The sequence below is a fragment of the Bradyrhizobium sp. McL0615 genome (assembly GCF_049993905.1).
In the GTDB taxonomy this organism is placed as follows: Bacteria; Pseudomonadota; Alphaproteobacteria; order Rhizobiales; family Xanthobacteraceae; genus Bradyrhizobium.
On sequence record NZ_CP188254.1, the window covers coordinates 555,922 to 569,151 of the forward strand.

Annotated in this window: 10 protein-coding genes; 7 read left to right on the top strand and 3 right to left on the bottom strand. The window is 63.2% G+C overall.

Annotated features, from left to right (window positions below; genetic code table 11):
* Positions 1-57: 57 nt before the first annotated feature.
* The 3 genes from ACPPVP_RS02630 to ACPPVP_RS02640 form a co-directional block, all read right to left on the bottom strand.
* Entirely contained in the window at positions 58-3,561 is a 3,504-nt protein-coding gene (locus tag ACPPVP_RS02630) for a PAS domain S-box protein (protein WP_426531031.1), read from the bottom strand.
* 68 nt (positions 3,562-3,629) lie between these two features.
* On the bottom strand, positions 3,630-4,058 hold the full coding sequence (locus ACPPVP_RS02635) for a response regulator (protein ID WP_426531033.1): 429 nt from the start codon (positions 4,056-4,058) through the stop codon (positions 3,630-3,632).
* Between the two features lie 244 nt (positions 4,059-4,302).
* Positions 4,303-5,022, bottom strand: coding sequence for a GntR family transcriptional regulator (locus ACPPVP_RS02640; protein WP_426531035.1), 720 nt, complete (start codon positions 5,020-5,022; stop codon positions 4,303-4,305).
* A gap of 110 nt (positions 5,023-5,132) precedes the next feature.
* Between ACPPVP_RS02640 and ACPPVP_RS02645 the strand changes: the two genes are divergently transcribed.
* The 7 genes from ACPPVP_RS02645 to ACPPVP_RS02675 all read left to right on the top strand — a co-directional run bounded on the left by ACPPVP_RS02645 (position 5,133) and on the right by ACPPVP_RS02675 (position 13,108).
* Entirely contained in the window at positions 5,133-6,137 is a 1,005-nt protein-coding gene (locus ACPPVP_RS02645; RefSeq protein ID WP_426538407.1) for an ABC transporter substrate-binding protein, read from the top strand.
* Between the two features lie 5 nt (positions 6,138-6,142).
* The gene (locus ACPPVP_RS02650; protein WP_426538409.1) at positions 6,143-6,907 is read left to right on the top strand and encodes an ABC transporter ATP-binding protein; all 765 of its coding nucleotides are present in this window, start codon (positions 6,143-6,145) and stop codon (positions 6,905-6,907) included.
* Between the two features lie 11 nt (positions 6,908-6,918).
* Positions 6,919-7,782, top strand: a complete 864-nt coding sequence (locus ACPPVP_RS02655) for an ABC transporter permease (RefSeq protein ID WP_426531037.1) — start codon at positions 6,919-6,921, stop codon at positions 7,780-7,782.
* Positions 7,779-9,515, top strand: a complete 1,737-nt coding sequence (gene araD / locus ACPPVP_RS02660; protein WP_426531038.1) for an L-arabinonate dehydratase — start codon at positions 7,779-7,781, stop codon at positions 9,513-9,515. The genes ACPPVP_RS02655 and araD overlap by 4 nt, the downstream gene beginning before the upstream one ends.
* 156 nt (positions 9,516-9,671) lie before the next feature.
* Entirely contained in the window at positions 9,672-10,763 is a 1,092-nt protein-coding gene (locus ACPPVP_RS02665; RefSeq protein WP_426531040.1) for an SMP-30/gluconolactonase/LRE family protein, read from the top strand.
* Between the two features lie 130 nt (positions 10,764-10,893).
* The gene (locus ACPPVP_RS02670; RefSeq protein ID WP_426531042.1) at positions 10,894-11,613 is read left to right on the top strand and encodes a ribonuclease activity regulator RraA; all 720 of its coding nucleotides are present in this window, start codon (positions 10,894-10,896) and stop codon (positions 11,611-11,613) included.
* Positions 11,614-11,665: 52 nt separating this feature from the next.
* Entirely contained in the window at positions 11,666-13,108 is a 1,443-nt protein-coding gene (locus ACPPVP_RS02675) for an aldehyde dehydrogenase family protein (RefSeq protein ID WP_426531044.1), read from the top strand.
* Positions 13,109-13,230 lie beyond the last annotated feature (122 nt).

The window sequence follows — 13,230 nt, forward strand, 5'->3', positions numbered from 1 at the left end:
TCTGACGCGAGTTCTGGTCTGATTGCAGGCCGGCCGGATAAGACGTCGCGGTGGTGATCAACCGGTGAGCGCCTTTCGGATCATGATCGCCATATCCGATTTCCGATAGGGCTTGGCGAGCAGCAATACGCCTTCGTCGAGCCGGCCGTGATGAATGATGGCATTCTCGGTGTAGCCCGAGGTGAACAATACCCTCAACCCGGGCCTGACCTTCATGATCTCGTCGGCGAGCTGACGGCCGTTCATGCCGGGCATGATTACGTCGGTAAACAGCAGGTCGAACGGATGGCCGGTGTGGGCGAGCACCAGCGCCTCGCTCGCGTTCGCCGCATCCAGCGTGACGTAGCCGAGTGAATGCAGTTGCGTCAGCACATAGTTGCGCACCAGCGTGTCGTCTTCCACGACCAGGATTGTTTCATGGCCGCCCTCGACGGCAGGCGCCAGCGTCGGCTCGGCCACTGGCAAGGCGCCGGTAGCGGGCGGCAGATACATCTTGATCGTCGTGCCGTGGCCCTCCTCGCTGTAGATCATGATGTGCCCGGCCGATTGCTTGACAAAGCCGTACACCATGCTCAGCCCCAGGCCGGTGCCCTTGCCCGGGCCCTTCAAGGTGAAGAACGGATTGAATACCTTGTCGAGGATCGCGGCCGGGATGCCGGTTCCGGTATCGCTCACCGCGATCATGGCATAGCGGCCGGGCCGGACGTCGCTGTGCATCCTCGCATAATTGTCATCGAGAATGACGAAGCCGGTCTCGATGATCAGCTTGCCCCCGTCCGGCATGGCGTCGCGGGCGTTGAGGGCAAGGTTGAGGATCGCGGTGGCGAGTTGATTGGGATCGACGATCGCCGGACAGGTCTCGTCGCCGAACACCGATTCGATCTCGACGTGCTCGCCGAGCGTTCGCTGCAGTAGTTTCGCGGTGTCGATGATCAGCGTGTTGACGTCGGTTATCTTTGGTTCGAGGGGCTGCTTGCGCGCGAAAGCGAGCAAATGCTGGGTAAGGTCGGCGCCGCGCGACGCGGCCTCGTCGATCATTCGCGTGATGGCGGCAAGCTGCGGTTCGCCCTTGACGGCGTCGGCCAGGATCTCGATCGTTCCGGTGATCACGGTCAGGATATTGTTGAAGTCGTGCGCGATGCCGCCGGTGAGCTGGCCGACCGCCTCCATTTTCTCGGCCTGCCGGATCCTGTCCTCGGCCGCGATCCTGTCGGTGAGGTCGCGGACGAATCCGTTGAACACGAAGCCCCCACGCGTCCTCAGCGCGGCGATGCTCAGCTCAACCGTGATTTCCTTGCCGTCCCGCTGCCTGATCTGGAGTTCGCGGCGGGGCTGACGGACGACCTCTTCGCCGGAAAGCAGGAAGGCTTGCATGGCTTTCTTGAGAGGTCCTTGCCCGTCCGGCTGGCCCATCAGATCGAACACATTGCTGCCGAGCGCTTCATCGCGCGGCCAGCCGAAGATATTCTCGGCCTGCGCATTCCAGTCCCGGATCAGGCCCTTCTCGTCGACCTGGACGAAGGCGTCGAGCGCGGTGTCGATGATGCCGCGCGCGAGTTGCTCGCTTTCGCGCAACGTCTCCTGCGCCAACCTGCTCTCGGTCATGTCGCGGCCGACGAAGAAGAAGCGTTTGACCGGTTCGGACCACGTTCCGAGCCAGGATAGCCAAACCTGGCGCCCGTCCTTGTGAATGCAGCGCGTGTCGGACATCTTCGGCCGCCGCCCGGCCCGCGCCGCCCGCATTTCCGCGCGGGAATTTTCGAGATGGTCGGGATGAATGAAGTCGACGCCGCTGCGGCCGATCATTTCCGCAGGCCGGTAGCCCAATATGGCCTCGCAGCTCGGACTGATCTGAACCAGAAATCCCCGCGCATCCATCACCATGATCAGATCCTGCGAGGTCTCGAAGATGCGGCGCAGCTCCTCCGTCTGTTGCTGCAGCACCTGTCTGGTCTTGTTGGCGTCGGTGATGTCGCGCGCGACCTTCGAGATTCCGATGGTCGCGCCCGAGGGGGACTTGATCGGGGAAATGCTGAGCGAGACTTCGATCCGTCGGCCATCCTTGTGCAGGCGCACCGTTTCATTATTCTCGAAGCGCTCACCCCAGCCGATCCGTCGCAACGTGTCCTGTATCTCCGGCAGACGGTTGACGGGTACGAGCAGCGTGATGTTCTTGCCCGTGGCTTCCGCTGCGGAGTATCCGTAAAGCCGCCCGGCGGCCGAGTTCCAGCCGGTGATGGTGCCGTCGAGTGACGTCGTGATGATGGCGTCGTTGGAGGATTCGACCGCCGCGCTGAACAGTTGCTCCCGCTCGGCATGATGGTCGCGCGCCGCGATGGTGCGGCGATGCTCCTGAACCTCCTGCTCAAGTGCGACGGTCTTCGCATTCACTTCCCCGATCGCTTGCGCAAACGCGCGCGCGAGCACGCCGGTTTCGCCGGGGGCATCGATGGGAATGGCGACCGTTCCCTTTTTGGCCGCCCCCTGAACGGCTTCGGTCAGCCGGACGATCGGCCGGGTCAGCGACCGCGCGATCAATAGCGCCAGCATCGCCGCTGACAATACCGCGATGGCTCCGACCAGAAGCGAGGTGTTCCTGATGCTCGCAGCCGGCGCCATGATCACGGCGTACGGGGTAGTTTCGATGACGCCGACCCATTCGGTCCCGGCCAAAAGGGCAGGGGCGAGAGCTATCCCGTCGAGCCGGGCCGCATGATCCGGCACGATGTCGGCGATCGCGCGTGTTGTCCCGGCCAGCGACGCCAGATTCGGGAAGTCGGCTTTCCAGTTGTTAGGCTTGCCGAGCAATGCGCCGAACTCGCGCGAACGATCGGGGTGGATGAGATAGTCGCCCTGCCGGTTGACGACGTAGATCGTCTCGCCTGGCCATGCCGATGACCTGATACGGTCGAAAGCCCGTCGCATATCGACATTGATCATGAAAAGGCCGAACGGCTTGCCGTCAGCGAAGATCGGCGCGGCGACGCGAATCGTTGGCCGGTGTATCTCTTCGATCAGTCCGTTGCGGCGGCCGAGATCGAGCGACGAAACGTAGATTTCTCCGGGACCGAGCCGGGCCGTTTCCTGGAAATAGCTTCGATTGCTTCTCTTTTGCAGTTCGTCCTCAGGAACGATCCGAACCGTTTCGTTTGGTCCCCCGCGGTCGACGCGGACCAGCTCGCGCCCGTCGTCATCAAAGCCGATGATCCGAAACATCGCGTAGAAGGGTTTGGCTTCGAGTTCGGCCGCAAGTCGCGATGCGATCCGGTCGCGCCAGGTCTTTTCGGAGACGCCGTCGATCGGATCGGTGCCGCCCGCCTTGCGGGCGCGGATCAGTCCGTGCAGCGCCACCGCCGAACGAAAGCCCGCAACATCTCCGGTTGCGCTGGCGGCGTAGTATTCGAGGTCGGTCGCGAGCTGCCGCGAATGCGTCTCGATGCGGTCGCGGGCTCGCTGCAGCAGCGCCTGTTCCAGGTTGCGATAGCTCAGCCATCCGACCGCGGAAACCGCGATCGCGACCAACGCAATCATCGCGATGGCAAGCCTGGTTGTAAGCGTCATGTCGGTGGTCGCTCACCCTCCCGCCCCGCCCGGCAAGTCCACTGGGCCGAGTCGGATGCTATGGCGCATTACGGGGAGGACGCAACACCGCCGGCCGGTCGCGGCGATCCGCGCTCGGCGGCTTCCAGGCAGTCCGTGACGGCGGCCAGCAGGTCCGCCGGCCGGAACGGCTTCTGCAGGCTGGAGATCGCACCGAGCTTGGTCGCCATGGTCAGGAAGTCAGGGGCGGTGTCCGCCTCCGAAGAGATCGGCCGGCCGGAGGTGACGATGATCGGAATCTGCGGCCGGTGCTGGCGAACCATCCGCATGGTTTCAAAGCCATCCATTCCCGGCATGAAGATGTCCAGGAACAACAGATCGAAATCTCCGGTCTGGCATAATGCCAAGCCCTTTCGCCCGTCGTCGGCCGTGACCACGCTATGGCCGGCCCGCTCGAGCAACAGGCGGACGGTCACCTGGACCGCCGCATCGTCATCCACGACCAGTATTCTTGCCAAAGTAAAAAGTTCTCCGGGTCCTGCGGGAATCAAATCAACGGCAGGTTGCGAGTTTTGCCGAATCCTCGTGTTGTCGCAACTGCTTCCCCGACAGGAACGTTCCAGCTGGTGCGTCAAAAGGCCGGAACAATGCGCCGCTATCCGCCCGTTGCCGGGCAGACAAATACCAACCTGCCTGGGCAACCGAGCGTGGTTCACCGTTGCAGGCCACCGCATGCGACGAGGCCGCAACGGGCCGCAAGGATCAGTTGCTGAGATATTCCGGATGGCGCGCTCGAATCCGGACAAGTTCGCTGAGCGTGCCCGACAGATGGGTGCGCAGGTGTTTTTGCGCCTCGTCGGGCTCCCCGGCATCGATCGCCTTCGCGATCAGCCTGTGATGCCGCACGATATCCTGCGCCTTGCCGGGCGAGGGCAGATGCATCCGGCGCAGCCGGTCGATATGCCCGCTGCGGCTGCGCACCAGCGCCCAGATGTCCTGCTTGTCGGCGGCCGAATAGAGCTGGCTGTGGAATTCGTTATCGGCCGCCATGAATTTTTCGAAATCGCCGGCCTTGGCATATTGCTGCTGGCGGGCAATCGTCGCGTGAAGTTCGGCGACGAGCACCTCATGGTGCTGGATCGCGAGCGCACGCACGATTTCGAGTTCGACCGCCTGCCGCAGGAAATGCGCCTGCTGCGCCAGCCGTACGTCGACCCTGGAGACCACGGTTGCATACTGCGGGAAGACGTCGACCAGCCCTTCCTCCTCAAGCCGCATCAGCGCATCGCGGATCGGCGTCGAGCTGACACCGAACTGGCCGGCGAGCGCGGCGCGCGACAGCGGCGATCCCGGCGGCAGTTCCAGCGAAATGATCATGCCGCGCAGGCGCTCGAATACCTGCGGCGCGGCCTGACGGTCGCGATCGAGCCCGCCTGTGGAACGCGGGGCTGCGCGGCGGGAGGCGGTTTGCGAGGGAGCCATCGGGCGACCGGCCGTTTCAGAAGGGACTTGCTTCAAATACACTAATACATTAGTGCATCTCCCCGGAAGCGTCAACGCGGCGCCGGAGGAGATGCACAATGAAAAACGGGATGTGGAGCGCCTGGGTGGGCGCCGTTGCGATGCTGATGTCGCTGCCGGGCGCGCCGGCTTCGGCGCAGCAGAAGGCCGAGATCGCGCTGTCGCGGCAGCCGGGCATTTTCTACATGCCCTCGCACATCATGGAAAAGAACAAACTGATCGAGAAGCACGCCGCTTCGCTCGGCGTTCCCGGCGTGTCAACCAAATGGATCAACCTGAGCGGCGGCGGCGCGCAGACCGATGCTTTCCTGGCCGGTGGCGTCGACATCCTCAACACCGGGACCGGTAATCTGCTGCTGCTGTGGGATCGCACCCGCGGCGGCGTCAAGGGCATCGTCGCCACTTCGGCGCAGCCGATGACGCTGATCAGCCGCGACGCCAATATCAAATCGATCAAGGATTTCGGCCCGAACGACAAGATCGCGGTGCCTACCGTGAAGGTCTCGACGCAGGCGATCGTGCTGCAGATCGCGGCCGCCGAAGCCTTCGGCGCCGATCAATGGTCGAAGCTCGATGTCAACACTGTGCAGCTCGGCCATCCCGACGCCTATGTGGCGCTGACCAACGCCCAGCACGAGGTCCGCAATCACTTTTCGATCCCGCCGTTCACCTTCCTCGAATTGAAGAACGTGCCCGGCGCGCACGTGGTGCTGACCTCGCCCGACGTGATGGGTGGCCCGCTCAGCCAGGCGCAGTTCTTCACCACCACCAAATTCGCCGACGCCAATCCGAAGATCGTGCAGGCGGTGCGTGATGCCACCAAGGAGGCGCACGACCTGATCCGCAGCGACACCAAGGCTGCAGTCGAGATCTACAAGGAAGTCACCGGCGACAAAACCAGCGTCGAGGATCTGCTGGCGTGGCTCAAGGAGCCAGGCATGATGGAATGGAACCTGCAGCCGCAGGGCACCATGAAATTCGCCGCCCATCTGTTCAAGACCGGTACGCTGAAGACGATGCCAAAAGCCTTCACCGACTATTATCTGCCGGTCGCGCACGACCTGAAGGGCAATTGATCGACATGGCCGCGCTTCTCGATGTCAGCGACGTAACGCTGCGCTACAAGACTTCGAGCGCGGTGGTGACCGCGACCGAGCGGGTCTCCTTCACGGTCGATCGCTCCGATCGCTTCGTGCTGCTCGGCCCCTCCGGTTGCGGCAAGTCCACGCTATTGAAGGCGGTCGGCGGTTACATGACGCCGAGCGAAGGCAAGATGCGCATCTCGGGTCGCGAAATATCCGAGCCCGGCGCCGATCGCATGATGATCTTCCAGGAGTTCGACCAGCTGCTGCCGTGGAAGACCGTGCTGGAAAACGTGATGTTTCCGCTGTTGATGACGCGCCGCCTGCCGCGCAAGGAAGCGGAAGTGCGGGCGCGCGCTTATATCGAGAAGGTCAGCCTCACCCGTGTCGTCGATGCCTATCCACACACGCTGTCCGGCGGCATGAAGCAGCGCGTGGCGATCGCGCGCGGCATGGCGATGGAGCCGGATATTTTGTTGATGGACGAGCCGTTTGCCGCGCTGGACGCGCTGACGCGGCGGACCTGCCAGGACGAATTGCTGCAACTCTGGGCGGAAACAAAGTTCACCGTTCTGTTCGTCACCCATTCGATCGCGGAAGCGATCAAGATCGGCAACCGCATCCTGCTGCTGTCGCCGCATCCGGGCCGGGTCAAGGCCGAGGTCATCGATGTCGATCGGGTCTCCGGCGAGGACGGCAGCGCCGCGCGGCTGGAAAAGCAGATCCACGATCTGCTGTTCGCCGACGCCGTCACGGCACATTGAGGGAACGCGCCATGGGTGAAGCAAGAATCCTGCTGCGCGATACCGCCGACCTTGCCGCGACCGTGCCGGCCGAAGTCGAGCGCAAGCTCACCGTGCTGGAGCTGCTGTGGAACGACGGCTTCGTCCGCAAGACGGTGATCATTCTCTTTCTCGCAGCCGCATGGGAGATCTACGGCACCATCCTCGACAATCCACTGTTGTTTCCGACCTTCCACGACACCATCCTGACGATGTTCGACAAGGTGCGCGACGGCACCATTCCGTTGCGCGCCTGGGCGTCGCTAAAAGTGCTGTTCATGGGCTACGCCGCCGGCATCATCCTCGCGGCGATCTTCACGATTCTCGCGATCTCGACCCGGATCGGCACCGATTTTCTCGAAACCATCACCGCGATGTTCAATCCGCTGCCGGCGATTGCGCTGCTGCCGCTGGCGCTGATCTGGTTCGGTCTCGGCAATGGCAGCCTCGTGTTCGTGCTGATCCATTCGGTGCTGTGGCCGGTCGCGCTCAACACGCATTCCGGCTTCAAGAGCGTGTCCAACACGCTGCGCATGGTCGGCCGCAATTACGGCCTGCGCGGCTTGCCCTATGTCGCGCGCATTCTGATCCCCGCCGCCTTCGGCTCGATCCTGACCGGCCTGAAGATCGGCTGGGCGTTCGCCTGGCGCACGCTGATCGCCGCCGAACTGGTGTTCGGCGTCTCGTCGGGGCAGGGCGGCCTCGGCTGGTTCATCTTCGAGAACCGCAATCTCCTGGATATTCCCGCGGTGTTCGCCGGCCTGTTGACGGTGATCGCGATCGGCTTGATTGTTGAGAACCTGATCTTCCGCACCATCGAGCGCAACACCGTCCAGAAATGGGGCACGCAGTCATGAGCAACAAGAAGAACCCCGACGACCTCCGCAGCGCCCGCTGGTTCGCACCCGATGATCTCCGCGCCTTCGGTCATCGTTCGCGCGCGATGCAGATGGGTTATGCGCCGGAGGAGTGGAAGGGCCGGCCGGTCATCGCGATTCTCAACACCTGGTCGGATGCGCAGCCCTGCCACATGCACTTCAAGAGCCGCGTCGACGATGTCAAGCGCGGCATCCTGATGGCGGGCGGTTTTCCGATGGAGCTGCCGGCGCTGTCGCTGTCGGAATCGTTCCTGAAGCCGACCACCATGCTCTACCGCAACATGCTGGCAATGGACGCCGAGGAATTGCTTCGCGGCCATCCCGTCGACGGCGTCGTGCTGATGGGCGGTTGCGACAAGACCACGCCGGGTCTCCTGTTGGGGGCCACCAGCATGAACCTGCCGACGATCTATCTGCCGGCCGGGCCGATGCTGCGCGGCAACTGGAAGGGCAAGACGCTGGGCTCGGGCTCGGACGCCTGGAAATTCTGGGATGAGCGGCGCGCGGGGAAAATCTCCGACAAGGATTGGGTCGATGTTGAGGCCGGCATCGCCCGCAGCTACGGCACCTGCATGACCATGGGCACCGCGTCCACCATGACGGCAATCGCGGAGTCGATCGGCATGACGCTGCCGGGCGCCTCCTCGATTCCCGCCGCCGATGCCGGCCACATCCGCATGGCCTCGGAATGCGGCCGCCGCATTGTCGAGATGGTGTGGGAAGATTTGACGCCGCAGAAGATCCAGACCCGTAAGGCCTTTGAGAACGCCATCACCGTCGCGATGGCGATGGGCTGCTCGACCAATGCGATCATCCATCTGATCGCGCAGGCCCGCCGCGCCGGTCAGGACATCGGGCTCGACGATTTCGAGACCGCCAGCCGCAAGGTGCCCGTGATCGCCAATGTGCGGCCGAGCGGCGACAAATATCTGATGGAAGATTTCTTCTATGCCGGCGGCCTGCCGGGCCTGATGAGCCGCATCAAGGAGCATCTGCATCTCGACGTCATGACGGTGACAGGCCAGAGCCTCGGCGACAACATCGCCCGCGCCGAAGTCTACAATGACGACGTCATCCGCACCGTAAAGGATCCGATCTACGCCGAGGGCGCGCTCGCCGTGCTCAAGGGCAATCTGGCGCCCGACGGCTGCGTGATCAAGCCGAGCGCCTGCGAGCCGCGTTTCCTCAAGCACACCGGCCCGGCGCTGGTGTTCGACGATTACCCTTCGATGAAGAAGGCGATCGACGATCCCAATCTCGACGTCACCGCGGATCACGTGCTGATCCTGCGCAATGCCGGCCCGCAGGGCGGGCCGGGCATGCCGGAATGGGGCATGTTGCCGATCCCGACCAAGCTGGTGAAGCAGGGCGTGCGCGACATGGTGCGGCTGTCGGATGCGCGGATGAGCGGCACCAGCTACGGCGCCTGCATCCTGCACGTCTCGCCGGAATCCTATATCGGCGGCCCGCTGGCGCTGGTGCGGAACGGCGACAAGATCACGCTCGATGTCAACGCGCGCACCATCAATCTCGATGTTCCGGACGCGGAGCTCGCAAACCGCCGCGCCGCGTGGAAGGCGCCGGAGCCGCGCTACGAGCGCGGTTATGGCTGGATGTTCACCCGACACATCAAACAGGCCAATGAAGGCTGCGACTTCGATTTTCTGGAGACCGGATTTGGCAAGCCGGTCGACGAGCCGTCGATTTACTAGCCGTAGTTCCGGGGCACGAACCGTCATCCGTCATTGCGAGCGAAGCGAAGCAATCCATCTCACGGCATAAAAGAAGAATGGATTGCTTCGCCTCGCTCGCAATGACGAGGATAGAGCTAAGACCAAACAAAAAGCATCACAAGGGGAGGACGACCAATGAACGTGACCCGACGCAACCTGCTCGCAGGGGCCGGCGCCGCCGCTGCTTCGACACTTCTCGCCCGCGCCGCCGGCGCACAATCATTCCCGTTCACGCCGAACCAGCGCTATCCCGATCCAGCGGTGCAGATCCTCGATCCCGGTTTTGCAAAATACCGGATCTATTCGTCGACCGTCGAACAGGTCGCCACCGGCATGCGCTGGGCCGAAGGGCCGGCCTATTTTCCCGAGGGCGGCTATCTGCTGTTTTCTGACATCCCGAACAACCGCATCATGAAATTCGACGAGAAAACCAACCAGACCTCGGTCTTCCGCGCCAACGCCAACTACGCCAACGGCAATGCGCGCGACCGTCAGGGCCGGCTCGTCACCTGCGAGCATTCGGTCACCCGCCGCATCACCCGCACCGAGAAGGATGGCAAGATCACCGTGCTAGCCGACAAGTTCGAGGGCAAGCGGCTGAACGCACCGAACGACATCGTAGTGAAGTCCGATGACACCATCTGGTTCACCGATCCCATATTCGGCATTAACGGCGAATGGGAAGGCAAGAAGGAAAAGCCGGAGCAGGCCGCCACCAACGTCTATCGCCTCACCAAGGACGGCAAGCTCAGCGCCGTCCTTACCGATATCGTCAATCCCAATGGCCTGGCCTTCTCGCCCGACGAGAAGAAGCTCTATGTCGTGGAATGGAAGGGCACGCCGAACCGCAGTATCTGGAGTTATGACGTCAAGGACGATGGCACGCTGGACGGCAAGACCAAGCTGATCGACGCCGCGGATCAGGGCGCGCTCGACGGTTTCCGCGTCGACCGCGACGGCAATCTGTGGTGCGGCTGGGGCTCCAACGGCGCGTTGCAGTCCGAACCGGCGGATGTAGGCAGCCGAAAAGTGTTTCAGCTCAAGGGCAAGTCCGAGGACCTCGACGGCGTCATGGTGTTCAGCCCCGCCGGCAAGCCGCTCGCCCATATCCGCCTGCCGGAGCGCTGCGCCAATCTCACCTTCGGCGGCCCGAAGAATAACCGCCTCTACATGACGAGCTGCCACTCGGTCTATGCGCTTTATGTGGAGTCGCACGGGGCGGTTTGATTCACCCGTCGTTCCGGGGCGATGCGAAGCATCGAACTATGATGCGCAATTGCGCATCTGAGAACCTCGAGATTCCGGGTTCGCTCGCTGACGCGAGCGCCCCGGAATGACAAAGAAAGCGAGAATGACAATGACAAAACTGACCGACGCTACCCGCAACAAGCTGAAAACCGTGTCCACCGCCACCGTCGCCACCGCGCTGTTCAAGCGCGGCTTCCGCATCCAGATGATCCAGGACGTGCATCCGCTCGGGCCTGATCAGCCGGTGCTGGTCGGCGAAGCCTTTACGCTGCGCTACATGCCGGCGCGCGAGGATCTCAACAAGATCGACGTGTTTCGCGACCGCGGCCACCCGCAGCGCAAGGCGATCGAGGACTGCCCGGTTGGCGCGGTGCTGGTGATGGACAGCCGCAAGGATGCCCGCGCCGCATCCGCCGGCGCTATCCTGGTGACGCGGCTGATGCAGCGCGGCTGCGCCGGCGTGATCACCGATGGCGGCTTTCGCGATTCCGCTGAAATCGCGGCGCTTGGCTTTCCCGCCTATCACCAACGCCCGAGCGCGCCGACCAATCTGACGCTGCACCAGGCGATCGAGATCAACGTCCCGATCGGCTGCGGCGACGCGCCGGTGTTTCCCGGCGACGTCATCCTCGGCGATGCCGATGGCGTTATCGTGATTCCTGCCCACCTCGCCGACGAGATCGCGGACGAAGCGGTCGAGATGACCGCGTTTGAGGATTTTGTCACCGAGCAGGTTCGCGGCGGCCGTTCGATCCTCGGCCTCTACCCCGCAACCGACGAGCAGACGCCCAAGGATTTTGCGGCTTGGCGTAAGGCCAACGGACGATAATATGCCGCTGGCTGGCACCGAACGCGTTTTTCTCTAACAGCGAGTCCACATCATGCTGATGTTCAACAATCTGATCGACGGCGAATGGTTGTCCGATGGCGCTCGCGCGCCGAACGTCAATCCATCCGATACCAAGGACATCGTCGGCGAAGCCGTGCGTGGCACGCGCCCGCAAGCCGAGGCTGCGATTGCGGCCGCCAAAGCGGCGTTTCCGGCATGGTCGCGATCGACGCCGCAAGCGCGCTACGACATCCTGAAAAAGGCGTCGGACGAAATCCTGGCCCGCAAGGACGAACTGGGCCGGCTGTTGTCGCGCGAGGAAGGCAAGACGCTGCCGGAAGGCGTCGGCGAAGTCGCGCGCGCCGGCCAGATCTTTGCGTTCTTTGCCGGCGAATGCCTGCGGATGGCCGGTGAGAAACTCGCTTCCGTGCGCCCCGGCATCGACATCGAGATTACACGCGAAGCGCTGGGCGTTGTCGGCCTGATCACACCGTGGAATTTCCCGATCGCCATTCCAGCCTGGAAGATCGCCCCGGCTTTGGCCTATGGCAATACCGTGGTGGTCAAGCCCGCCGATCTTGTTCCAGGCTCGACCTGGGCGCTGGTCGATATCCTGCATCGCGCCGGCCTGCCCAAAGGCGTGCTCAACCTCGTGATCGGGCGTGGCTCGGAAGTCGGCGCGGTCCTGCTGGAGCATCCTGATGTTGCCGCGATCAGCTTCACCGGCTCGGTGGCCACCGGCCAGAAGGTGGCGGCGGCCTGCATCGCCTCGCGGCCGATGAAGAAGTTCCAGCTCGAAATGGGCGGCAAGAATCCGCTGGTCGTGCTCGACGACGCGGATCTGAAGGTCGCCGTGGAATGCGCCGCCAATAGCGCGTTCTTTTCTACCGGCCAGCGCTGCACCGCCGCCTCCCGGTTGATCGTCACATCAGGCATTCACGACAAGTTCGTCGAGGCCCTGACCGAGCGGATGCGCGGCCTGAAGGTCGATGACGCGGTGAAGGCCGGAACCGATATCGGCCCCGTCGTCGATCAGAGCCAGCTCGATCAGGATCTCAAATATATCAGCATCGGCAAGGACGAAGGCGCCAAGCTCGCCTTCGGCGGCGAGCGCCTCAACCGCGAGGCACCCGGCTTCTACCTCCAGCCGGCGTTGTTCACCGATGTGAGCAACAAGATGCGGATCGCGCGCGAGGAGATCTTTGGGCCGGTGGCCGCGGTCATCCGGGTCAAGGATTATGGCGAAGCGCTGGCGACCGCGAATGATACCGATTTCGGCCTGTCATCCGGCATCTGCACCACCAGCCTGAAATACGCCAGCGACTACAAGCGCAATTCCGAAGCCGGCATGGTGATGGTGAACCTGCCGATCGCCGGCGTCGATTACCATGTGCCGTTCGGCGGTCGAAAGGGCTCCAGCTTCGGCGCCCGCGAACAGGGGCGCTACGCCGCCGAGTTCTATACGACGGTCAAGACGGCCTACACGTTGCCGTAACGGTTGCCTCTGTTTTCCGCGATCGGAAGATGAGCAGGCAGTGACTTCGGGAGAGAAGCCATCGCGCATCGTTAGATGCGCGATGGCTTGCCGGGCCGCGCTAGTGAAACGCCTGCGAATTC

Excerpts from the sequence above, each read along its gene's own strand:
- ACPPVP_RS02630 (WP_426531031.1), bottom strand. The coding sequence starts at position 3,561 with ATGACGCTTACAACCAGGCTTGCCATCGCGATGATTGCGTTGGTCGCG.
- ACPPVP_RS02640 (WP_426531035.1), bottom strand. The coding sequence starts at position 5,022 with ATGGCTCCCTCGCAAACCGCCTCCCGCCGCGCAGCCCCGCGTTCCACA.
- ACPPVP_RS02645 (WP_426538407.1), top strand. The coding sequence starts at position 5,133 with ATGTGGAGCGCCTGGGTGGGCGCCGTTGCGATGCTGATGTCGCTGCCG.
- ACPPVP_RS02650 (WP_426538409.1), top strand. The coding sequence starts at position 6,143 with ATGGCCGCGCTTCTCGATGTCAGCGACGTAACGCTGCGCTACAAGACT.
- ACPPVP_RS02655 (WP_426531037.1), top strand. The coding sequence starts at position 6,919 with ATGGGTGAAGCAAGAATCCTGCTGCGCGATACCGCCGACCTTGCCGCG.
- araD (WP_426531038.1), top strand. The coding sequence starts at position 7,779 with ATGAGCAACAAGAAGAACCCCGACGACCTCCGCAGCGCCCGCTGGTTC.
- ACPPVP_RS02665 (WP_426531040.1), top strand. The coding sequence starts at position 9,672 with ATGAACGTGACCCGACGCAACCTGCTCGCAGGGGCCGGCGCCGCCGCT.
- ACPPVP_RS02670 (WP_426531042.1), top strand. The coding sequence starts at position 10,894 with ATGACAAAACTGACCGACGCTACCCGCAACAAGCTGAAAACCGTGTCC.
- ACPPVP_RS02675 (WP_426531044.1), top strand. The coding sequence starts at position 11,666 with ATGCTGATGTTCAACAATCTGATCGACGGCGAATGGTTGTCCGATGGC.